The sequence below is a fragment of the Pseudonocardia sp. TRM90224 genome, assembly GCF_021245725.1.
Lineage (GTDB): Bacteria > Actinomycetota > Actinomycetes > Mycobacteriales > Pseudonocardiaceae > Pseudonocardia.
In genome coordinates this window covers 1-21,991 of the sequence record NZ_JAJGSX010000030.1, presented here as the reverse complement: position 1 = coordinate 21,991, position 21,991 = coordinate 1, and the positions used below count along the sequence as shown (strand labels likewise).

General features: G+C 72.3%; 21 protein-coding genes. 11 read left to right on the top strand and 10 right to left on the bottom strand.

Annotation, left to right across the window (positions count from 1 at the left end; translation table 11 throughout):
- Nucleotides 1–13 precede the first annotated feature (13 nt).
- The gene (locus LL648_RS30845) at nt 14–913 is read right to left on the bottom strand and encodes a helix-turn-helix domain-containing protein (RefSeq protein WP_232666297.1); all 900 of its coding nucleotides are present in this window, start codon (nt 911–913) and stop codon (nt 14–16) included.
- A 200-nt stretch (nt 914–1,113) separates the two neighbouring features.
- Here LL648_RS30845 and LL648_RS30840 point away from each other — a divergent pair, with 200 nt between their 5' ends.
- On the top strand, nt 1,114–1,953 hold the full coding sequence (locus LL648_RS30840) for an SAM-dependent methyltransferase (protein WP_232666296.1): 840 nt from the start codon (nt 1,114–1,116) through the stop codon (nt 1,951–1,953).
- Nucleotides 1,954–2,059: 106 nt separating this feature from the next.
- Here the strand turns inward: LL648_RS30840 and LL648_RS30835 are convergent, their stop codons facing one another.
- Together LL648_RS30835 and LL648_RS30830 are read right to left on the bottom strand one after the other, a co-directional pair.
- Nucleotides 2,060–2,665 carry a response regulator transcription factor gene (locus LL648_RS30835; protein WP_232666387.1) on the bottom strand — a complete coding sequence of 202 codons (606 nt, stop codon included), beginning with the start codon at nt 2,663–2,665 and terminating at the stop codon, nt 2,060–2,062.
- Nucleotides 2,666–2,673: 8 nt separating this feature from the next.
- Nucleotides 2,674–3,870 (bottom strand): sensor histidine kinase, encoded by a 1,197-nt coding sequence (locus LL648_RS30830; RefSeq protein ID WP_232666295.1) that lies wholly within the window; start codon nt 3,868–3,870, stop codon nt 2,674–2,676.
- A gap of 108 nt (nt 3,871–3,978) precedes the next feature.
- On the opposite strand from LL648_RS30830, the gene LL648_RS30825 reads away from it, so the two are divergent.
- Entirely contained in the window at nt 3,979–4,620 is a 642-nt protein-coding gene (locus tag LL648_RS30825; RefSeq protein ID WP_232666294.1) for a nucleotidyltransferase domain-containing protein, read from the top strand.
- Nucleotides 4,621–4,624: 4 nt separating this feature from the next.
- Here LL648_RS30825 and LL648_RS30820 read toward each other — a convergent pair whose 3' ends face one another.
- Nucleotides 4,625–5,098 (bottom strand): SMP-30/gluconolactonase/LRE family protein, encoded by a 474-nt coding sequence (locus tag LL648_RS30820; RefSeq protein ID WP_232666293.1) that lies wholly within the window; start codon nt 5,096–5,098, stop codon nt 4,625–4,627.
- Complete coding sequence (locus LL648_RS30815; RefSeq protein WP_232666292.1) at nt 5,011–5,478, bottom strand: SMP-30/gluconolactonase/LRE family protein; 468 nt, start codon at nt 5,476–5,478, stop codon at nt 5,011–5,013. The genes LL648_RS30820 and LL648_RS30815 overlap by 88 nt, the downstream gene beginning before the upstream one ends.
- Before the next feature lie 145 nt (nt 5,479–5,623).
- Between LL648_RS30815 and mobA the strand changes: the two genes are divergently transcribed.
- Nucleotides 5,624–6,457 carry a molybdenum cofactor guanylyltransferase gene (mobA, locus tag LL648_RS30810; protein WP_232666291.1) on the top strand — a complete coding sequence of 278 codons (834 nt, stop codon included), beginning with the start codon at nt 5,624–5,626 and terminating at the stop codon, nt 6,455–6,457.
- Here mobA and LL648_RS30805 read toward each other — a convergent pair.
- From LL648_RS30805 to LL648_RS30790, 4 genes are all read right to left on the bottom strand, one after another.
- Complete coding sequence (locus tag LL648_RS30805; protein WP_232666386.1) at nt 6,450–8,390, bottom strand: ABC transporter ATP-binding protein; 1,941 nt, start codon at nt 8,388–8,390, stop codon at nt 6,450–6,452. The genes mobA and LL648_RS30805 overlap by 8 nt on opposite strands.
- A gap of 248 nt (nt 8,391–8,638) precedes the next feature.
- Nucleotides 8,639–9,448 (bottom strand): enoyl-CoA hydratase/isomerase family protein, encoded by an 810-nt coding sequence (locus LL648_RS30800; protein WP_232666290.1) that lies wholly within the window; start codon nt 9,446–9,448, stop codon nt 8,639–8,641.
- A 40-nt stretch (nt 9,449–9,488) separates the two neighbouring features.
- The gene (locus LL648_RS30795; RefSeq protein ID WP_028932228.1) at nt 9,489–9,698 is read right to left on the bottom strand and encodes a helix-turn-helix domain-containing protein; all 210 of its coding nucleotides are present in this window, start codon (nt 9,696–9,698) and stop codon (nt 9,489–9,491) included.
- Nucleotides 9,699–10,064: 366 nt separating this feature from the next.
- Nucleotides 10,065–11,696, bottom strand: a complete 1,632-nt coding sequence (locus LL648_RS30790) for an ABC-F family ATP-binding cassette domain-containing protein (RefSeq protein ID WP_232666289.1) — start codon at nt 11,694–11,696, stop codon at nt 10,065–10,067.
- A 124-nt stretch (nt 11,697–11,820) separates the two neighbouring features.
- Between LL648_RS30790 and LL648_RS30785 the strand changes: the two genes are divergently transcribed.
- Nucleotides 11,821–12,591 carry an SDR family oxidoreductase gene (locus LL648_RS30785; protein ID WP_232666288.1) on the top strand — a complete coding sequence of 257 codons (771 nt, stop codon included), beginning with the start codon at nt 11,821–11,823 and terminating at the stop codon, nt 12,589–12,591.
- Between the two features lie 189 nt (nt 12,592–12,780).
- On the opposite strand, the gene LL648_RS30780 is transcribed toward LL648_RS30785, so the two are convergent.
- On the bottom strand, nt 12,781–14,256 hold the full coding sequence (locus tag LL648_RS30780) for a deoxyguanosinetriphosphate triphosphohydrolase family protein (protein WP_232666287.1): 1,476 nt from the start codon (nt 14,254–14,256) through the stop codon (nt 12,781–12,783).
- 20 nt (nt 14,257–14,276) lie between these two features.
- On the opposite strand from LL648_RS30780, the gene LL648_RS30775 reads away from it, so the two are divergent.
- The 7 genes from LL648_RS30775 (at nt 14,277) to LL648_RS30745 (ending at nt 21,888) form a co-directional block, all read left to right on the top strand.
- A complete protein-coding gene (locus LL648_RS30775; RefSeq protein WP_232666286.1) occupies nt 14,277–15,425 on the top strand; it encodes a lycopene cyclase family protein in 1,149 nt (382 codons plus the stop codon).
- Nucleotides 15,426–15,506: 81 nt separating this feature from the next.
- Nucleotides 15,507–16,898, top strand: a complete 1,392-nt coding sequence (locus LL648_RS30770) for an MFS transporter (protein ID WP_232666285.1) — start codon at nt 15,507–15,509, stop codon at nt 16,896–16,898.
- Nucleotides 16,895–18,139 carry a metal-dependent hydrolase family protein gene (locus LL648_RS30765; protein ID WP_232666284.1) on the top strand — a complete coding sequence of 415 codons (1,245 nt, stop codon included), beginning with the start codon at nt 16,895–16,897 and terminating at the stop codon, nt 18,137–18,139. Before LL648_RS30770 ends, LL648_RS30765 begins: the two co-directional genes overlap by 4 nt.
- 38 nt (nt 18,140–18,177) lie before the next feature.
- Entirely contained in the window at nt 18,178–18,630 is a 453-nt protein-coding gene (locus LL648_RS30760; protein WP_232666283.1) for a universal stress protein, read from the top strand.
- An 18-nt stretch (nt 18,631–18,648) separates the two neighbouring features.
- A complete protein-coding gene (locus LL648_RS30755; RefSeq protein ID WP_232666282.1) occupies nt 18,649–19,707 on the top strand; it encodes an adenylate/guanylate cyclase domain-containing protein in 1,059 nt (352 codons plus the stop codon).
- A gap of 231 nt (nt 19,708–19,938) precedes the next feature.
- Complete coding sequence (locus LL648_RS30750; protein WP_232666281.1) at nt 19,939–20,781, top strand: hypothetical protein; 843 nt, start codon at nt 19,939–19,941, stop codon at nt 20,779–20,781.
- Between the two features lie 105 nt (nt 20,782–20,886).
- On the top strand, nt 20,887–21,888 hold the full coding sequence (locus tag LL648_RS30745) for a CPBP family intramembrane glutamic endopeptidase (RefSeq protein ID WP_232666280.1): 1,002 nt from the start codon (nt 20,887–20,889) through the stop codon (nt 21,886–21,888).
- Nucleotides 21,889–21,991: the final 103 nt, after the last annotated feature.

Genomic DNA, 21,991 nt, shown 5'->3' with positions numbered 1-21,991 from the left:
GGCCCGCCCGGGATCAGAACTCCGCGAGCGCCTTCGAGATCATCTGCCGGGTGCGGTCGGGCGTCTCGGCGTCGACCATGAGCCGGTCGAGCGCGCGGCTGTAGAGCTCGATGTCGCGCCGGTTGTCGAGGTAGAGCGCGCCGGCGAGGTGCTCGACGTAGATGACGTCGGGCAGCTCCTGCTCGGCGAACCGCAGCACGGTGAACGGCGCCTCCGCCGCGTAGCCGCTGAGGTGGAACGGCACGATCTGCAGCGTGACGTTCGGCAGCGCCGACATCTCCATGAGGTGTTCGAGCTGCTTGCGCAGCACCCGCCGGCCACCGATCGGCCGGTGCAGGATCGACTCGTCGACGACCGCCCACAGGCGGGTCGGGTTGATCCCGGTGAGGATCCGCTGCCTGCGCATGCGCAGGTTGATGCGGCGCTCGGCGTCGGGCGGCGTGTAGTCGGGCCGGCCGCGGGTGGCGATCGCGCGGGCGTACGCCTCGATCTGCAGCAGCCCGGGCACGAACTGCAGCTCGTAGGTCTGGATCCGGGCCGCCGACTCCTCCAGCCCGACGAAGTCCTGGAACCAGCCCGGCATGACGTCGCCGTAGCGGCGCCACCAGCCCGGCTCGTTGGCGTGGCGGACCATCTCGAGGAACGCCTCGCGCTCGGCCGCGTCGGTCACGCCGTAGGTGACGAGCAGGTCGGCGACGTCGCGTTCCTTGAACGCGACCCGGCCCAGCTCCATGCGGGAGACCTTCGAGTCGGACGCGCGGATCACGTAGCCCGCGTCGACCCTGGAGATCCCGGCGCCCTCACGGAGGCGCCGCAGCTGCGAGCCCAGCACGATGCGCCGCGCGGTGACACCACGGGCCATCTCACCGTCGCTGTGGACGGCTGGCGCATCGGGGTGACCACCCTCGGTCATGGACACCTCCCCCTGACCCATCGGGCCGCTTCCACCTCCAGTACTGGATGGCCGTTCGGGCTGCTGAACATGAACGTTACACGTCACCGACGGTCATCAGGAGATCGCTCCCTGGGTTCATCCTGGACGATCGTTGCCTTACACTCGCCAGGCGCCGCCTTGCAGCTGCATCCCGTGATCGACCGTGTAGCGAGGAGAGTATGCCGCCCCACGCCGAGGCTCCCGAGTCCGCAGAACACATCCCTCCGTACATCGACGTGAGCAAAGCCAGCGTCGCCCGCGTGTACGACGCCTTCCTCAACGGCAAGGACAACTACGAGATCGACCGCGAGGTCCTGCGCCGCATCCAGCAGGTCGCACCTGAGGCGACGCAGCTCGGCTGGGACAACCGCGAGTTCCTGATCAGGGCCTCCCGGTTCATCGCGAGCCAGACCGGGATCACCCAGTACCTCGACTGCGGGTCGGGGTTGCCCACCGCCGAGAACACCCACCAGGTGGTGCAGCGCATCCAGCCGGACGCGCGGGTCGTCTACGTCGACAACGACCCGGTCGTGCTGGCGCACGGGCGGGCACTGCTCGAGGAGAACGACCAGACCCACCTCATCGGCGCGGACATCTTCGCGCCGCAGGAGGTGCTGCAGAACGAGGTCGTGCGCAAGCACCTCGACTTCACCGAGCCGATCGCGCTCTACCACTGCGGCACGATGCACCACTACACCGGCGACAAATACGCCGAGATCATGGCGGAGTACATCGAGGCGCTCCCGTCGGGCTCCTACGTCGCATTGAGCCACTTCTACGACCCGGAGACGACGGAGTTCAGCGCGCTCGCCCGCAAGATGGAGGAGATCTTCATCCACAGCCCGATGGGCAGCGGCAGCTTCCGGACCCGCGCGCAGATCGAGAGCATGCTCGCCGGGCTCGAGCTGGTCGACCCCGGGTTGGTGCTCTGCGCCGACTGGTGGCCGGACGGGCCGAGCGTCAAGCCGCGCGTCTCGGTGCAGTACTGCATCGCGGGGGCGGTCGGGCGCAAGCCGTAAGGGACGCACGACCTCGCACGCGGCCCCGCGCACGGCCGCGCACACGGGAAACGGCCCGCCGGTTGAGCAACCGGCGGGCCGTTCCGCGTTCGAGGGCTTCCAGGGGCTAGAGCCAGCCCTGTTCCTCGGCCATCGCAACCGCTTCCGCCCTGGTCGCGACCTCCAGCTTCGCCACGACCGCCGCGAGGTAGTTCCGGACGGTTCCGGTCGACAGGTGCGCCTGCCGCGCGATCGTCGCGACCGGGACGTCGGTGCCGGCCAGGCGCAGGACGTCCAGCTCGCGCGGGGTGAGCGGGCACTCCGGCGCCAGCAGCGCCTCGGCAGCGAGCGCGGGGTCGACGTACCGCCCGCCGTCGTGCACGCGCCGGATCACGTCGGCCAGCACGCTCGCCGGCGAACCTTTCGGGACGAACCCGCGCGCGCCGCTCTGCAAAGCGCGCCGCAGCAGCGCGGGGCGGCTGTGCCCGGTCAGGATCACGACGGCGCAGGCCGGGTGCACGGTCACGATCTCCGCAGCCACCTCGAGGCCGGTCATGCCGGGCATCTGCAGGTCGACGACCGCCACGTCGGGCCGGTGCGCGGCGACCAGCTCGACCGCGGCGGGGCCGTCCCCCGCCTCGCCGACGATCGAGAGATCGGGCTCCAGGCCGAGCAGCGCCGCGACCGCGCCGCGGATCAGCGCCTCGTCGTCGGCGAGCACCACTCTGATCATCACCTTGATCATCGAGGCAGGACCGTCACCAGCGTGAACGTGCCAGCGGCAACGTGCGTGGTCAGCGTGCCGCCGACCTCGGCGAGCCGCTCGGTGAGCCCGCGCAGCCCCGAGCTGCGCTCGTCGGGCGCAGCCGGCAGGACCCCGTCGTTCGTCACGGTCATCCGCACGTGCTCGGTCGTCGCGTCCACATCGATCGTGCAGCTTACGGCGCGGCTGTGGCGCAGCATGTTCGTCACGGCCTCGCGCAGCACGGGCGAGAGGTGGGCCGACTCCGCCGGCAGCTCGCCCTCGGTGACGCGGATGGTGCACCGCACCCCGGCCGAGGAGAGCACCCGCTCCGCGGTCTTCAGCTGTTCCCGCAGCTCGACGGTGCGGTAGCCGTGCACGGCCTGCCGGACGTGCCCGAGCGCGGCGGCGGCGAGCTGCTGGATCTCGGCGGCCTCGGCGCCGGCCCGCTCGACGTCGATCGGGCAGAGGCGCGCCACCAGCTCGGCCTTGAGCGCGATCACCGAGAGGTCGTGGCCGAGCACGTCGTGCACGTCGCGGGCGAAGCGCAGCCGCTCCTCGGTCGCGGTGAGCCGCGCGATCGCGTCCTGCCCGTCGCGGGCCTGCACGACGAGCCGCCACAGCCAGATCTGCAGGCCGTTGACCAGCGCCAACCCCAGTCCGATGCCGCCGGTGATCACGACGTAGCGCAGCAGCGGCCCGCCGTTCAACCAGCCGATCGCCGCCGAGACGCCGACCGCCAGCACGATGACCGCCACGGCTGCCACGACCGGGAACGCAAAGCGCACCAGCAACGGCATCGCGCCGACGATCGCCGCGCCCACCCACGCCCAGCTCTCCCACTCGTCGGCCACCGCGCCGAGCGGCCCGACCAGCGGCACCGACAAGACGGCGCCGAGCACGAACGCCGGCACCGCGAACCGCTGCCCGCGGTGGCGCGGCACGAACTCCCCCACCATCGCGAACCCGAGGCCCGCGGCGAACAGCACGATGCCCAGCGCACCGAGCACCAGCCACGCGGGGCGCTCCTCCTCGATCAGCCCGATCGCCGGCATCGCGACGCTGGTCAGCAGCATGACCGCGAGCGCGACCGACGTCACGAACCGGGCCCGCCGGTACCCGGCCTCGACCCCGACCTCCGCCCAGCCCACCGGCGGCAGCGGCCGGCCCGCGGTGTCACCCCCGCCACCTCCCATGCGGGCACGATGACACACCGCCGACCTGTGCCGGAAACCGAGCGCGCGACGGGTGGGACCACGGTCAGGGCGTCAGAAACACATCGACTTCGGCGATAGGTTCCTGCGGTGAGCGAGCAACTGCCCAGCGGCGGCACCGAGTTGTCACCCGACGACATCGAGGCCCTCCACGTCAGGTGGTCATCCTGCTGGACCCCGCACGAGGTCGCGCAGCGGCTGGCCGGGATCGACGCCCCGTGGTACGTGGCCGCCGGCTGGGCGCTGGACCTGTTCCACGGCAGGCAGACGCGCGCTCATGGAGACATCGAGATCGCGATCCCGGCCGCGGGGTTCCCAGAACTGCGTCACCGCTTGCCCGGATACGTCTTCGACGCGGCCGGCAGCGGTCGGATCTGGGCGGACCCCACACCGGAGGTGCTGTCGGCCGTGCACCAGACGTGGCTGCGCGACCCGGCCACCGGGAACTACCTGCTCGACGTGTTCCGCGAACCGCACGACGGCGACACCTGGATCTGCCGGCGCGATGAGGGGATCCGGCTCCCCTACAGCGAGATCATCCATCACACCCGCGACGGCATCCCGTACCTGGCACCCGAGCTGGTCCTGCTGTTCAAGGCCAAGAACGACCGGCAGAAGGACCAAGCAGACTTCGAGGCGACGGTCCCCCGCCTGACCTCGGCGCAGCGCGCGACCCTGACCGAGCTGCTCGCCCGCGTACACCCGGGACACCGCTGGATCGCGGCCCTGTAGCGGCTCACGGCCACCCGACCCCGGGCGACGGCGCGTCGATGGCTAGCACCTGCCCGGTGCGGCGGTCCCCGAACGGATCTTCCGGATGCCATTCGGCGGCCATCACGTAGAGGGTCGAGCGGTCGGGCCCGCCGAGCATGCAGGCGAACGGGCTGCGGTCGAGCTCGAACCGATCCAGCACCTCCCCGCCCTCCCGGATCCGCACGCAGTCGCTCTGCATCGAATCCGACGACGTCCAGATCGCGCCCTCGGCGTCGATCGTGATGCCGTCGGGCCCGATGCCGTCGGCCCACACCCGACGGCCCGAGAGCCCGCCGTCGGCGGCGATGTCGAACGCGCTCAGCCTGCGGCCGAACGACTCCGCGACGATCAGCGTCGTGTTGTCCGGTGTCACCACCATGCCGTTGCCGAACTCGATGCCCTCCGCCACTTGGCGCACCTCGCCGTCCGCGGTGACCAGCGCGATGACGCCCGGCACGAACTCCACCTCCCCTTCAGGAACCCGAGGAAGTCGAAGTCGCTGCCGTTCACGTAGACGTTGCCGCGGCCGTCGACGACGATCTCGTTCCACCCGGCCGCGATCGGGCGCAGGTCGGCGTGCACGGCGATCCCGCCGTCGGGCTCGACCCGCAGCAGGAGCCCCTGGTGCTCGGGGTCCTTGGGGACGACCAGCATCCGGCCGTCCGGGAGCCACTCGATCGAGTGCGGGCGCACCGAGGGATCGAGCGCGACCACCTCGTGCTCGCCGTCAGGAGTCATCGCGACCAGCTCGTCGGGCCCCCAGTTGCAGAACCACAGCCTGCCGTCGTGCCAGCGCGGCGACTCCCCGATCGCCAGCCCGTCCAGAACCACCTTCATCACGCCTCCGCTCGTCGGTTACCTACCTGAACGAACGCACCACCCCCACATCGACAAAACTTCCCCACCGTTTTGCCAACTTGCAGACCTCCGAGGCCGTGCAGGTTGGCAAAACGGTGGGGAAGTTCGTGGTTAGGGTGGCGCTGTGGGCGTCGGGGCCGCGGAGACGGCGGGGATCGTGGTGGCGGGCGGTCGGTCGTCTCGGATGGGTACGGCGAAGGCCGGGTTGGCGTGGCACGGATCAACGCTGCTGTACCGGACGGCGGCGTTGCTGCGTCGCACGCTGGGCGGCCCGGTGCTGGTGGTGGGCGCGCCCGGCCAGCTCCTCCCGCGGCTCCCGGCCGGGGTCGAGGTCGTCGCCGACCCCGTCGAAGGGTTGGGTCCGATGCAGGGCCTCGCCGCGGGTCTGACTGCGGTGGGTGACCAGTGGCCGGCGGCGTTCGTCTGCTCGACGGACATGCCGTTCCTGCATCCCGCGTTCGTCCGCAGGGTGCTGCGCGGCTTCGCGGAGGCGGATCCGCCGCCGGACATCGTGCTCCCGGTGACAGGCGGGTTCCGGCAACCGCTCGCTGCGGCCTACCGCACGTCGCTCGCGCTGACCGTCACGCAGCTGCTGGCCGCCGGCAACCTCCGTCCCGGCATGCTCTACGAGCACTGCGCGGTCGCCCGCCTGGACGACGCCGCACTGCTGCAGGACGCCGAGCTGGCGCGGCTCGACCCGGCGCTCGACTCGGTCGTCAACGTCAACACCGCCGACGACTACGCGGCAGCGCTCGCCCGCCCGGCACCCGAGGTGCTCGTCGGCGGGCAGCACGTGCGGGCGGCAACGCTCGCGGAAGCGGTCGCTGCCGCCGGCCTCGCACTGGACGGGACGACCACCGTCACGCTGAACGGCGACCAGGTGCCCGCCGACCCGCACCTGCCCCTGGCCGCGGGCGACAGGGTCGACGGGGTCGACGGGCTGCCGTCCGTCAGCTGACGAGATGCTCCTCGCGGTGCACGACCGTGCACCCTTCGATGCCGCACGCGATCCCCGTCGGCTCGATCACGCCGGGGTCGTCGGCGAACTGCGTGTCGGCGAATTGGGTGTGGTACAGATCGGCGTAGCGTCCGCCCGCGGCGAGCAGCTCGTCGTGCCTCCCGCGCTCGACGACGTCGCCGTGCTCGATCACCGCGATCGTGTCGGCCGCCCTGATCGTGGAGAGCCGGTGCGCGATCACGATCGCCGTCCGCCCTGAGAGGGCTTCCACCAGCGCCGCCTGCACCGCAGCCTCGCTCTCGGAGTCGAGGTGCGCGGTGGCCTCGTCGAGGATCACCACCCGCGGCTTCGCCAGCAGCAGCCGCGCGATCGTCAGCCGCTGGCGTTCCCCGCCGGAGAGCCGGTAGCCGCGCTCGCCCACCACGGTGTCCAGCCCGTCGGGCAGCGACGCGAGCAGCTCACCGAGCCGGGCCCGCTGCAACGCGTCCACCAGCTCCGCATCGGTCGCCTCCGGCGCCGCGTAGCGCAGGTTGGCGCGGATCGTGTCGTGGAACAGGTGCCCGTCCTGGGTGACCACCCCGACGGCACCGCGCAGCGCCGCGAACTTCAGGTCGCGCACGTCGACCCCGGCCAGCTCGACGGCGCCGCCGTCCACGTCGTAGAGCCGCGGCACCAGCGCCGCGATCGTCGACTTCCCTGCTCCGGACGACCCGACGAGCGCGAGCAGCTGCCCGCCGCCCACCTCCAGGTCGATCCCGTGCAGCACCTCGTCGTTGGACCGCTGGTCGAGCACGGCGACGTCCTCCAGCGACGCCAGCGACACCTGCTCGGCACTCGGGTAGCCGAACCGGACGTCCCGCAGCCGCACCGAGACCGGACCGGCGGGCAGCTCGCGCGCCCCGGGCCGCTCGGCGATCATCGGTTCCAGGTCGAGCACCTCGAAGACCCGCTCGAACGACACCAGCGCGGTCATCACGTCGACACGCGCGTTCGCCAGCGCTGTCATCGGGGTGTACAGGCGCGTCAGCAGGAGCGCGAGCGTGACGACCGTGCCCGGCTCGAGCACGCCCGTCACGGCGAGATAGCCGCCCAGCCCGTACACGAGCGCCTGGGCCAGCGCCGAGACCAGCGACAACGCCGTCACGAACACGCGGGAGACCATCGCGGTACGCACCCCGATGTCGCGGACGCGCACCGCGCGCTCGCCGAACTCCGCGGCCTCCTCGTCGGGCCGCCCGAAGAGCTTCACGAGCGTCGCGCCGGGCGCGGAGAACCGCTCGGTCATCTGGGTGCTCATGCCGGCGTTCAGGTCGGCCGACTCGCGGCGCAGGTCGGCGATCGTCCGGCCCATCCGGCGGGCCGGCAGCACGAAGATCGGCAACAGCAGCAGTGCGAGCAGCGTGACCTGCCACGCCAGCCCGATCATCACCGCGAGCGCGAGCGTCAGCTGGATCGAGTTGCTCAGCACTGTTGCGAGCGTCGAGGTGATCGCCGACTGCGCGCCGATCACGTCGTTGTTCAGCCGGCTGACCAGCGCGCCGGTGCGGGTGCGGGTGAAGAACGCCACCGGCATCCGCTGGACGTGCTCGAACACCGCGCGCCGCAGGTCGACGATCAGGCCCTCGCCGATGCGCGAGGAGAACCAGCGCGAGCAGAGCCCGACGATCGCTTCCAGGACGGCCAACGCCGCGATCGACGCCGCCAACCCGATCACCACACCGGCCGCGGCGGAGACGTCGCCGCCGGCGACGATCGTGTTGACCACGCGGCCGGCGAGCACGGGCGTCAGCACACCGACTGTCGCGGAGACGACCGTGAGCAGCAGGAACGCGAGCAGCCACCCGCGGTAGGGACGCGCGAACGTCCAGATGCGCGGGATGGTGCCCTTCTTGACCGACGTCGGGGCGTCGGCCCCGCGCAGGACACCCCGCATGATCCCGATGGGTCGCTCCACGGCAGGCCCCTCCCACTTACACCGTTGCAATCGGTACGCAACAACGCGCGAGAAGGGTCGAAAAGTCCTGCCGGCCAGGTCGTGTTTAGGAAGTCAGGGTCGATGCTCTTCGTGATCCAGATCGTCGCTGGCAAGGCGCCGCCACGAGCCGTCGTACTTGACGTACCCGGTCGTGGCGGCAACGCCGCCAGCGTCGATCTGGGCGCGAAGAGCGCGATCAGGACTTCCTAAACGCGGCCTGGGTTTCCGGTGATCGCCTTCAGGAGCTGCACCTGTGCGGCCCGCTCAGCGGCCAGCGCCGCGGCCGGGTCGCGACCCTCCGCGATGCCGTTGAGCAGCCCGAGCATCGCGATCGACGCCGCAGCAGGCAGCGCGACGACGGAGCGCACGAGCTCCTCGACGGCGGCGTCCAGCTCGGCCCGCGGCACGGCGCGCAGCGCGAGCCCTGTCGAGACGGCCTCGTCGGCACCGACGCGGCGCCCGGTGAGGCAGATCTCGACGGCGCGCGCGTACCCCACGGCCTGCACCAGCGGGTACGTGCCACCGAGGTCGGGCACGATGCCCAGGCTCGGCTCGGCCATGCAGAACTGCACGTCGTCGGCGACGACGCGCAGGTCACAGGCCAGCGCGAGCTGGAACCCGCCACCGATCGCGTGGCCCTGCACCGCGGCCACGGTGAGCCGGGACGGGTGCCGGAGCCACGAGAACCCGGACTGGAACCCCGCGATCGCGGTGTCCACGTCCGCCTCGGGGCGGCTCGCGATGCTGGCGAGCCCTGGCGAACCGTCCACCTCGGTCGCGGTGAAGAACCGCTTGTCGAGACCCGCGGAGAAGGCACGTCCCTCTCCGCGGACCACGACGACTCTGACCTCGTCCGGCAGCCCTTCACCGATCGCACGCAACGCGTCCCACGTGGTGGGCGTCTGCGCGTTCAGCACCTCCGGACGCGCAAGCGAGATGGTCGCCACCGCGCCGTCCACGGCGAGCGTGAGCCCACCGCGCTGCAGGAGGTCCTGGTCGATCGATGCCGTCGTCACTCGACGAGGCTACCGCCCGGTAATCACACCGGCTGTCGGGCTACTTCTTCTTGGTGCGGGTCGCGCCGCCGCGGCCGCGAAGGGTCACCCCCGTCTCGCTGAGCACGCGGTGCACGAACCCGTAGGACCGTCCCGTCTGCTCGGCGAGCGCCCGGATGCTCGCGCCCTTCTCGTACTTCTTCTTCAGATCGGTCGCGAGCTTGTCCCGTTGGGTGCCGGTGATGCGGGCGCCCTTCTTCAGGTCGGCCATGCTGACCTCCTCCAAGCCGTCGCGGCGGACCGCGAACCGGGGCCGGTCGGCTCCTCGGTGCGGCAATGATCGTCCACGCTGGTAGGCGCGATCCAGGAGATCCACTCGATGATCGGTGAGCGGTTCGCCCGAATGGATCACGCGGACGGGTGATCATTCGCACGCCGCGATCATCCGCTCGTCACCCCGACGCCATCGGCTGGTCACCCCAGAAGTGGATCGAGTCGCCGTGATCGACCCGCGCGGACGATGCGGGAGGGCATAGCGCTGCGCCGCGCGTGTCCGATCGGGTGGTCATCATCCCGTTCGGATCATCCGATCAGGCCACCCCGACGTGTCAGGGCCGGGACCTGCGACGACCGTTCCTCAGGCGAGTTGGACGAGCTCGAGGTACTCCGCCGACCAGAGATCCTCCGTGCCGTCGGGCAGCACGATGACCTTGTCGGGCTCCAGCGCCTCGACCGCTCCGGGGTCGTGCGTGACGAGCACGACGGCCCCCGCGAAGCGCCGCAGCGCGTCGAGCACCTGCTCGCGACTGGCCGGGTCGAGGTTGTTCGTCGGCTCGTCGAGCAGCAGCACGTTGGCCGAGCTCGACACCAGGCCAGCGAGTGCGAGCCTGGTGCGCTCGCCACCGGAGAGCGTGCCGGCGAGCTGCGAGAGCTGCTCGCCGGAGAACATGAACGAGCCGAGCAGCGTGCGCAGCTGCTGCTCCGGGGTGTCCGGGGAGGCGTGGCGCACGTTCTCCCAGACGCTCGCGTTCATGTCGAGCGTGTCGTGCTCCTGCGCGAAGTAGCCGGTACGCAGGCCGTGGCCGGGCACAACGCGGCCGGCGTCGGGCTGCTCGGTGCCGGCGAGCAGCCGCAGCAGGGTGGTCTTGCCGGAGCCGTTGAGCCCGAGCACGACGACCTTGGCCCCGCGGTCGACGGCGAGGTCGACGCCGGTGAACACCTCGAGCGAGCCGAACGCCTTCGAGAGCCCTTCTGCCGTGAGCGGGGTGCGCCCGCACGGGGCCGGCGCGGGGAACCGGATCTTGGCGACCCGGTCGTTCTTCCGTTCCGGCTCCAGCGCGGCCAGCATCTGGTCGGCGCGGCGGGCCATGTTCTTGGCCGCGACCGCCTTGGTGGCCTTCGCGCCCATCTTCAACGCCTGCGTGTGCAGGACGGCGGCCTTCTTCTCGGCGTTGGCCCGCTCTCGGCGACGGCGCTTCTCGTCGGTGGCGCGCGCCTCCTGGTAGCGCTTCCAGTCCATGTTGTAGATGTCGACCTCGCCGCGCGTCGCGTCGAGGAACCACACCTTGTTCACAACGGCCGCGAGCAGGTCGGTGTCGTGGCTGATCACCACGAGCCCGCCGTCGTGCGCCATCAGGAAGGAACGCAGCCACGTGATCGAATCGGCGTCGAGGTGGTTGGTGGGCTCGTCGAGCAGCAGCGTGGTGGCGCTCGGCGCGCCGCCACCACCACCGTCGGACGCCGCGAACAGGATGCGGGCCAGCTCGACGCGGCGGCGCTGGCCGCCCGAGAGCGTCGACATCTCCTGGTTGAGCACGCGCTCCGGCAGGCCGAGGTGGGCGCAGATCCGGGCGGCGTCGCTCTCGGCCGCGTAGCCGCCGAGCGCGGAGAAACGCTCCTCGATCCGCCCGTACTCGCGGACGGCCTTGTCGTTCTGCGTGCCGTCGACCAGCTCGGCCATCGCCGTCTGGGCCTTCTCCATCTTGCGCAGCATCTCGTCGAGCCCGCGCGCGGAGAGCACGCGGTCTTTCGCGCTGATCCCGAGGTCGCCCTCGCGCGGGTCCTGCGGGAGGTAGCCGACCGGGCTGTTGGCCCCGACCGCGCCGCCGTAGGGCTCGCCCTCACCCGCCAGCACGCGCATCGACGTGGTCTTGCCGGCGCCGTTACGCCCGACGAGGCCGATGCGGTCGCCCGGCTGGACGCGCAGGGTGGCACCGGACAGCAGGATCCGGGACCCGGCACGCAGTTCCAGGTCGGTTGCGGTGATCACGAGAAAGCTCCAGAAGTGGTGTCCGGCGGGCGTACGAGGGCCAAGGAAGGGCCACTACTCGATCCGGATCACGCCATCAGGTTACCGGCATGGTCGACCGGTTTCGGGACGTAGGGTGCCCGGCATGACTGATCTCACCGGGAGAGCCGCGCTCGTGACCGGCGCAAGCCGCGGCATCGGGTTCGCCATCGCCACCGAGCTGCTGTCCCGCGGCGCGTCGGTGACGATCACCGCGCGCAAGCCCGACGAGCTCGCGGCTGCCGCGGAGAAGCTGGTCAGCGACGCCGCCGGCGGCGACGAGGGCCGTGTGCTCGCCGTGCCCGGCAACGCCGGATCGGCCGACTCCCGCGCCGAGGCGGTCGAGCGCACGGTCGAGAAGTTCGGCGGGCTGGGCATCCTGGTCAACAACACGGGGATCAACCCCAGCTACGGATTCCTGATGGACGCCGACCTCGACGCCGTCCGCAAGATCTTCGACGTCAACGTCGTCGCGGCGCTCGGGTACGTGCAGCTCGCGTACCGGGCGTGGATGGCCGAGCACGGCGGCGCGATCGTGAACCTCGCGTCGGTCGCGGGCCTGCGCTCGTCGGGCGTGATCTCGGCGTACGGCGCGTCGAAGGCGGCCCTGATCCGGCTCACCGAGGAGCTCGCCTGGCAGCTCGGCCCCGGGATCAGGGTCAACGCCGTCGCCCCCGCCGTCGTGAAGACGAGGTTCGCCACCGCCCTCTACGCCCAGGGCGAGGAGAAGGCCAGCGCCGGCTACCCGATGAAGCGCCTGGGCACCCCCGAGGACGTCGCGGCGCTCGTCGGGTTCCTCGTCTCCGACGAGGCCTCGTGGATCACCGGCGAGACCGTCCGCGTCGACGGCGGCCTCCTCGCCACCGGCGCCCTCTGACCCCGAAACGCAGAACTCACCCGCCCGAACGTGCCACTCGCCCGCCAGAACGTGCCACTCGCGCGCCGAAACGCGGGACACGCGCACCGAAACGCGGGACTCGCCGCGGACACGCGAGTCCCACGTTTCCGCGGGCGAGTCCCACGTTTCCGCGGGCGAGTCGCGCGTTTCGGCGGGCGAGTTGCACGTTCAGAGCACGGCGGCGTCGGTCCAGAGCCGGCCGGAGCGGCCGACGAGCACGTCGAGGAGCGCGACGGCCTGGCCGTCGGTGAGCGACGCGACGTAGTCGACGACGGCACGCGTGCGCGCCATCGCGTCGACGTCGGCCAGCCGGTCCGCCGACGCCAGCGCCGCGAACTCGCCGCGGGCCAGCTCGACGAGGTCGTGCAGTCGCGGCGGCAGGCGCGGCCCGTCGCCCGCCTCGGCCAGCCAGTCGTGCAGCGCGTCGACCAGCCCGGTCAGCACCGTGGCCTGCCCGCGCTGGTGGGAGGCGAGGTCGGCCCGCAGCAGGACGAACCGCTGGTGCACGAACTTCAGCACCGCCACCTCGTGCCACTGCGCGACGTCGAGCGCGACGTGCCCGGACCGCACGGGCGGGTCGGCGAGCACCCGCACGCCGCCGACCAGCCGGGCCGTCCACCGGGCCGAGAACTCCGCGACCGCGCGCTCGGCGGCCATCGAACCGTCGAACGACACCGCGAGCAGGCCGTCGGCCAGCTCGGTGCGCACGCGGTCGACGGCCGCGGCGAACGCGTCGTCGTCGAACGCCCACGCGTCCTTCTGCCGCATCCGCTGCCGCAGCCGCTCCAGGTCCGACCCCGGCCCCGACGCCGGACGGGCCCGCCGCCATCCGTTCAGCTCCGCGGCCACGCCCGCCTGCTGCAGGACGCCGACGCGGTGGAAGTCCTCGAGGTCGTGGATCGCATAGGCGATGTCGTCGGCGGTATCCATCACCGCCGCCTCGACGGTCTGCTGCCACGGCTCGATCGCCGGGAACGCCGTCCTGCTGTCGGTGAGGTCGTCCAGCTCCGTCGAGTAGCAGGAGAACTTCGACGAGCCGGCCTCGGGCGCGCCCGGCAGCAACCCGGCGCCGCGCGGTGGGACGGCGGCCGTGCTCGGGTGCGGCTGCGGGAACCCGAACCGCGCCCACGGGTACTTGAGCACCGCGGCGCGCACGGCGGCGGTGAGGTCGAGACCGGTCCCGCCCGGGCCGTGCAGGTCGATGGTCGTGATGATGCGGAACGTCTGCGCGTTGCCCTCGAACCCGTCGGCCAGCCCGCGCTCGCGGGCGAGCCGGTCGAGCACCTGCTCGCCGAGGTGCCCGAACGGCGGGTGCCCGAGGTCGTGCGCGAGCGCCGCCGCCTCGACGACGTCGGTGTCGAGACCGCCGAGCCGCTCCAGGTCGGCGTCGGGGTCGGGGTCGCCGGCCAACCGCTCCGCGATCGCCCTGGCCACCTGCGCCACCTGCAGGCTGTGCGTCAGCCGGTTGTGCACCAGCAGCCCGGAGCCCGCGGGGCTGACCACCTGCGTCACCCCGGCGAGCCGGGCGAAGAACGGCGATGCCGCGATCCGGTCGCGATCCACCCGGAACGGGCTCGCGGCGAGCCCCGCCCCGCTCTCGGCCGCCCACGAGCGCCGGGCCGCCCGTTTCGCACGATCACTCACAGCCCGGAAGACTAGGCCGGGTGGACGTGCTGGTGGTCGGCGGCGGGCCTGCCGGGCGGGTGCTCGCCGTGGAGTGCGCGCGGCGCGGGCTGGCCACGCGGCTCGTCGACCGCGCACCTGACGCGCCCTGGCGCGCGACGTACGGCGCGTGGGCCGAGCAGTTGCCCAGCTGGGTGCCGGTCGCGGCTCGCGCCCGCGGCCGGGTGGTCGCGGTGACCGAGCACGTCCTCGACACCGACTACGCCGTGATCGACGTCCCGGCCCTGCGCGCGCACCTCGACGCCGAGCTCGCGGCCCACGGCGTCGACGTCGTCGCGGGTAGCGCCACCGGTCTCGCCGGGCCCGGCGCCATCGGGCTGGCTGACGGGACGGTGCTGCGCGCCCGGACGCTCGTCGACGCCGGAGGCTGGCGGCAACCTCTTCGTGCTGGTCGGCGGGCCGTGCCGGCCGAGCAGACGGCGTTCGGGCTCGTCGTGCCCGATGCGACACCGCTGGTGCCGCCGGGCGAGGCGCTGTTCATGGACTGGCGCGCCGACCACGGCGAGCCCGGCTGGCCCACGTTCCTCTACGGCGTCCCGCTCGGCGACGGCCGGACGATGCTCGAGGAGACTTCGCTGGCCTGCCGCCCCGGGCTCCCGTTGCCGGTGCTGGAGCGGCGGCTGCGCGCGCGTCTCGCCCACCACGGCGTCGAGATCGCCGCCGGCGCGGCCGTCGAGCGCGTCCGCTTCCCGGTCGACTCGCCCCGCCACCGCACCCCCGGCGTCCTCGGCTTCGGCGCCGCCGCCCCGCTGGTGCACCCCGCGACCGGGTTCAGCCTCGCCGCGGCGTTCCGGCTGGCCCCGGCGCTCGCGGCGGCGCTCGCGGCGGGAAGACCTGCCGATCCTGTCGTCTGGTCGTGGAAGGCCGTCGCGGTGCATCGCCTGCGCCGGATCGGACTGGAGGCGTTGCTGCGGATGCCGGCGGCCGAGGTGCCGGCGTTCTTCGAGGTGTTCTTCCGCCTGCCCGCGCACCACCGCACGGCCTACCTGGACGGCCGCGACGACCTCGCCGGCGTCCTGGCGACGATGGGTGCGCTCGGCCGCGCGGCCGACGGACGCCTCCGCTACCGCTTGATCAGCCCGGCCGTCCTGCCGGCCCACGGTAACCGTCGACAACGACGTCGTGGCTGAATGTGAGCGCTCACAACAGCCATTACGTCGTTGTCGACGCAGCTGTTGCCATTGCTGAGCTATGCGATCTAGATTCCGCGGATGACGCTGGTGGCCCGGTTGGACCGTCTTCCGCTCAGCCGTCCGCACTACCTCCTGCTGCTCATCGGCGGCCTCGGCTACACGTTCGACGGCATGGACGCCGCGGTCGTCGCGTTCCTGCTGCCCAGCGCGCAGGCGGAGTGGGGGCTCGACAACGCGCAGCTCGGCCTGATCGGCTCGGCCACGCCGTTCGGGTTCCTGTTCGGCGCGGTCGCGGCGGGCCTGCTGGGCGACCGGGTCGGCCGCAAGAAGGTCATGATGTGGGCGCTGGCGTTCTACGCGGTGTTCTCCGTGGTCGCGGCCTTCTCCCCCAACTACGAGTGGTTCCTCGTCTCGCGCGTGCTCGCCGGCGCGGGCACCGGGGCCGAGAGCGCGATCATCGCGCCGTTCCTGGCGGAGTTCGTGCCAGCGCACCGGCGCGGCTGGTTCATCGGGGCGCTCGCCGGCTTCTTCTCCTTCGGGTTCGTGGCCGCCGCGCTGATCGGCCGGTTCGTCGTGCCGCTCGGGCCGGAGGGCTGGCGCGCTGCGCAGCTGATCACCGCCGTGCCGATCGTGATGCTGCTGTGGTGGCGCCGCGCGTTGCCGGAGTCGCCGCGCTACCTGCTCACCACCGGGCGCGTCGACGAGGCCGAGGCCGTGGTCGCCGAGATCGAGCGCAAGGTTCAACTGGCGACCGGCGAGCCGCTGCCGCCCGTGCCGGAGGCGGCGGCCGTGCCGATCGCGCGAACCCCCACCGTCACGCTGCCCAGCGCCCTGCGGTTCCTCTGGAGCCGTTCGATGCGCAGGCGCACGGCGGTGACCTGGCTGATCTGGTTCGTGATCACGTTCTCGTACTACGGGTTCTTCTCCTGGATCCCGACGCTGCTCGTGCAGCGCGGAATCACGGTGACGAAGAGCTTCGAGTTCTCGATCATCATCTACGCGGCGCAGATCCCGGGCTACTACTCCGCGGCGTGGCTCTCCGAGCGCCTCGACCGCAAGAACACGATCGCGCTCTACCTCGCGGGGTCCGCGGTCAGCGCGTTCTGGCTGAGCCAGACCGAGACGCCGGTCATGATCACCGTCGCCGGCGCGGTGCTCTCGTTCTTCCTCAACGGCACCTACGCCGGCGTCTACTCCTACACCCCCGAGGTGTTCCCGACCTGGATCCGCGCGACCGGGACGGGCCTGTCCAGCGCGTTCGGCCGGGTCGGGAGCATCCTGGCGCCGACGATCATCGGCGTGTCCGCGGCCTCGCTCGGCTTCGCCGGGGTGTTCGGGCTGACGACGGCCGTGCTCACCGTCGGCGTGGTGTGCGTCGTGCTGCTCGGGTTGTCGACGGCCGGCCGCTCGCTGGAGGACCTCACCGAGACCGGCGGGCCTGCCGCGACCACGAAGGACATGACGGCATGAGCGACCTCCTCGTCCGCAACGCGCTGCTGCTGGACGTCACGACCGGCACGTTCACCGAGGGCGACCTGCGGTGCGTCGACGGGCGCATCGCCGAGGTCGGCAGCGGCCTGTCCGCGCCGGACGTCCAGGTGCTGGACGTGCGCGGCGCCGTCGTCATGCCGGGGCTGGTCGACGCGCACGTGCACGTCATGGCCCTCACCGCCGACCTCGCCGCGATCGACACGATGGCGCCCTCGTACGTCGCCGCGCACACCGCGCGGATCATGGGCCAGATGCTCGACCGCGGCTTCACCACCGTCCGCGACGCGGCGGGTGCCGACTTCGGCCTCGCCGACGCACAGGCGGAAGGTCTGATCAGGGGCCCGCGGTTGCGGTTCTGCGGGCGCGCGCTCAGTCAGACCGGCGGCCACGGCGACGGCCGGAGTCGCGGCACGCACCTGCGCGACGACCACCCGTGCTGCGCCGGACTGAGCCGGATCGCCGACGGCGTCGACGCCGTGCGCGCCGCCGCGCGCGACGAGCTGCGCAAAGGCGCCCACCACATCAAGGTGATGGCGTCCGGCGGCGTCGCATCACCCACCGACCGGATCGACTCCACGCAGTACTCCGACGACGAGCTCCGCGCCGCAGTCGAGGAGGCGCGGGCCGCGAACCGGTACGTCGCCGCGCACGCCTACACCGCGCGGGCCGTCAACCGGGCGTTGGAGCTGGGCGTGCGCTCCATCGAGCACGGCAACCTGATCGACGACCGCAGCGTCGAGCTCTTCCGCGAGCACGACGCCGTGCTCGTGCCCACGCTCGTGACGTACTGGGCGCTGCAGGAGGAGGGCCGCGAGTTCGGCCTGCCGGAAGGCAGCTGGCGCAAGGTCGCCGAGGTGCTCGACGCCGGGCTCGCCGCGCTGGAACGCGCCGACCGCGGCGGCGTCACGATCGCGTACGGCACCGACCTGCTCGGCGGGATGCAGCGCCACCAGAACCGCGAGTTCCGCATCCGCGCGCAAGTGCAGCGCCCGCTCGCCGTCGTCCAGGCCGCCACCTGCACCGCGGCCCGGCTGCTAGGCATGGAGGGCGAGATCGGCACGCTCGACGTCGGGGCCCACGCCGACCTGCTCGTGCTCGACGGCGACCCGCTGGCCGACATCGGCGTGCTCGCCGAGCCGCAGCGCATCACGCACGTCGTTCAGGCCGGATCGCTCGTCCGATCGAGTGAACGGGCCGCGAGCACGGGCGGGGGCTACTGACGGTAGCCTTCGGGCGTTCCCCAACGCCGGAGGCCACCATGTCCGCCTACCGCACGATCGTCGTCGGCACCGACGGCTCCTCCACCTCGCTCGCAGCGGTCGACAGGGCGGCGGCCGTCGCCGCCGACAGCGCCGCCGAGCTCCTGATCGTCTGCGCCTACACGCCGGCGTCGCGCGAGTCGACCGCCGGCGCGGAGGACGCGCTGAAGGACGAGGCCTACCTCGTGGTCGGGTGGACGCCCGCCGAGGAGACGCTGCGCACGGCGGAGGACCGCGCGGTCGCCGCCGGTGCGTCCAAGGTGCGCACCCTCGCCGCCGACGGCCCGCCCGTCGACGTGCTGCGCAACGCCGTCCGCGAGTCCGGCGCCGACCTGCTCGTCGTCGGCAACAAGGGGCTCAACACGCTCAGCGGGCGGCTGCTCGGGTCGGTGCCGTCCGACGTCGCGCGCCGCTCCGGCGTCGACGTGCTCATCGTGCACACCACGTCCTGACCGGGGCCGGCCATCGCGATGCGGGGCCGCGCGGCCGGGTGGCTCGCGGCGCTCGACCGGATGCTCGGCAGCAGCGCGGTCAGCAGCGCGGGCAGCAGCGCAGTGCGGCACGTCGCCGGTGACGCGCCGCTCGACGAGGCGCTCGAAGAGGTCGTGCTGGGTGGGCCGCGCCGCTACACCCGGCTGGAGCTCGCCGAGGAGGCCGGCATCACGCCGGAGGAGGGCCACCGGCTGTGGCGCTCGCTCGGCTTCGCCGAGGTCCCCGACGACGAGGTGCTCTTCACCGACCGCGACCTCGCCGCAGCCCGGCTCATGGTCGGGCTGACCGAGGCCGGTGTGCTGGATCCTGATGTGCGCGAGGCCGTCGCGCGGGCGACGGCGCAGTCGATGTCGCGGCTGGCCGAATGGCAGGTCGGGATGCTGATGCGGCTCATCGACGGCGTCGAGCCGGGCCCGGAGCAGTCGCTGCGGATCGCCGGGACGGTCCTGCCGGCGCTGGAGGAGCTTCAGTCCTACGTCTGGCGCCGGCACCTCGCCGCGACGATCAGCCGGCTGCTCGTCGCGGCCGAGCACACCGACGAGGACGGCACCGCGCCACTCGTCGTCGGGTTCGCCGACATGGTCGGCTTCACGCGCACCACCCGCCGCCGCTCCCCGGGCGAGCTCGCCGAGATGATCGAGCGGTTCGGGTCGAGCACCACCGAGGTGATCGCCGCCAGGCGGGGCAGGGTCGTCAAGACCGTCGGCGACGAGGTGCTGTTCGTGGCCGACGACGCCGCGACCGCCGCGCTGATCGCGCTCGACCTGCAGGAGCGGGTCCGGGACGAGCCCGTGCTGCCGGAGCTGCGGATCGGGCTCGCGGCCGGGCGGGTGCTCGTGCGCTACGGCGACGTCTACGGCGAGGCGGTGAACATCGCGTCGCGGCTCACCGCGCACGCGCGCCCCGACTCGGTGCTCGTCGACCGCGAGCTCGCCGCCGCGCTGGAGGCGGACGACCGGTTCTCCCTGCGCCCCCTCCGCACGCTCGCCGTGCGCGGGTACCGACACCTGCACCCGTGGCTCCTCGAGCGCACCTGACCCAACCTCCTACGGCCGGTAGAGCGCGGCCAGCCGACGACGGGTAGAAGGTCCCCACCGTTTTGCCCATTCACACGGCGTTTTGGGTGTGCAGGTTGGCAAAACGGTGGGGAAGTTCGGGGTTGGACCCAACCTCGGGGGGCTCTCAGGAGTCAGTACAGGTAGCGCTACGGAGGCGCGCGGCCCGGGGCAGGCGTCAGGCTGACCGGGGACGGACAAGGGGGACCCAGGATGCGATCACCGATTCCCGTGGCCGGGCTGCTGCTGGCGGCGGCATTGCTCACGGGCGGGTGCACCACGGCGGTCGTCGGGACGCCCACCGCCGCCGAAGCCCCCGGGCCGGCCGCTCCGCCCACCACCGCGTCGACCACCGGGCCGACGCCGAGCGTCGACGCCTCGGGCCGGTTCCCCGCCGTGCTCTCGACGATGCGGGCCGACACGGCCAAGCCGGTCACCGCGGACGAGCTGACCGGCAAGCTGCTCACCGGCCAGAAGAAGGCGGACGGGTTCATCGGCTACGACGTCGTCGTCGCCAGCGGGCTCGGCAGCTTCCGGATCGCGACGCCGGGCTCGTACACGCAGCTGTGGCGCGCCGGCACGCCGTCCGCCGAGTTCCTCGCCGCGGTGCGCCAGGCCGACCCTGCGGTGGCCGACCGCCTGGATCGCAGCCTCTCCGGCAACCCGAACGGGTCGCTGCGCGCGGTGCTGGCCGACGTCTCCACGCCCGGCCGGGCCGACCTCGTGCTGGTCACGCTCGGCCCGATCGGCGACCTCTCCGGCGAGTCGCTGGCCGCTGCGATGCGCCAGGAGTTCAGCGACGACGGGCACGTGGTCGACGAGTCGCACGCCGTGCAGGTGAACGGCGGCGGCGGTGCCTACCTCGAGTTCACCCAACCGGTCGGCCCCGGCGACACCGAGCCGCGGGTGGGCATGCAGGTCCGCATCCTCGACCCGGGCAACGAGGCGAGCTGGGCCGTGACCTGCGACGCGACCGAGAGCCGACGCGCCGACATCGAGCCGCTCTGCGCGGACGTCGCCCGCTCGTTCGTCCCGCTGCCGCGGATCGCCGCCTGAACTCGGCGGCGACATGACAGGCGTCATCGGGAAAAGTGCACATCGCCAGTACTTTCATGCGCTCGTGCACTGCCGCGCAGGCGCCCGCGACGGCACCGTAGAGGCATGAGCACGGACGACCGCCCAGCCGCGACCATCGCGACTCCCACGCCACCGGCCGCCCCACCACGCCGCGGGCCGCAGCCCGTCCCGGACGGTGTGCCGTACCACCGCGTCCTGGCCGGCGAGAAGCGCCGGATCGTGCGCGGAATCGTGGCGATCGTGCTGCTGGTCGGCGGGCTGTTCGCCTTCAGCATCGGGTTCAGCTTCCTCGGCGCCTTGATCGACACGATGCTCGGCCGATCGAACCCGGTGCTCGGCGGCACCGTGTACACGCCCGTGACGCACGCGTCGACGCTGTTCGCGATCGCGCTGCTCATCCCGTGGAGCATGGTGCTGCAGCGCTGGCTCTACGGCGTGCGGGGCGCCTCACTGCACTCCGTCCGGTCGCTGTTCCGGATGGACGTGTTCGGCCGCTCGTTGCTGATCATCCTGCCGATCTGGACGATCTACCTCACCTACCTCAGCGTCCTGCAGCCCGTCGCGGAGGTGCTGTGGCTGGTGCCCGACCTCTTCGCGATGTTCGCCGTGACCGTGCTGCTCACGCCCTTGCAGTCGGCCGGGGAGGAGTACGGCCTGCGCGGGCTCACCTTCCGGATCGCGGCCAGCTGGAGCCGGGGGCCGCGCACCGCGCTCGTCATCGGTGTGCTGGTTTCGAGCCTGGTGTTCATGGTGATCCACGTGGCGGCCGACCCGTGGCTCAACCTGTACTACTTCACGTTCGGCGTGACGCTGGCGCTCATCACGTGGCGCACCGGAGGGCTGGAGCTGGGCGTCGTGATCCACGCGGTCAACAACACCCTGGCGTTCCTGCTCCTGATCGTCGTGCGCGGTGACGTACTCGCCGGGTTCGACCGATCGGCCGGCGTGGGGTCGGCCATCATGCTGGTGCCGTGCGCGCTGCTGATCGCGGTCACGGTCGTGGTGTGGCTGCGCACCCGGCGGACGGGGCCGGCGCTGACTCCCGCCTCGACGCAGCCGGCAGCGCTGCAGGGCTCGGCTCCGTGAGGGCACGGGGCGCGGGTGCACGGAAGGTCAGGAAAGTCCGCCATGACCCTCCGGGCCGCCACGAGGGATGTGAATCCGTGCTGGGCGCGGCCCGGCCCGCCGG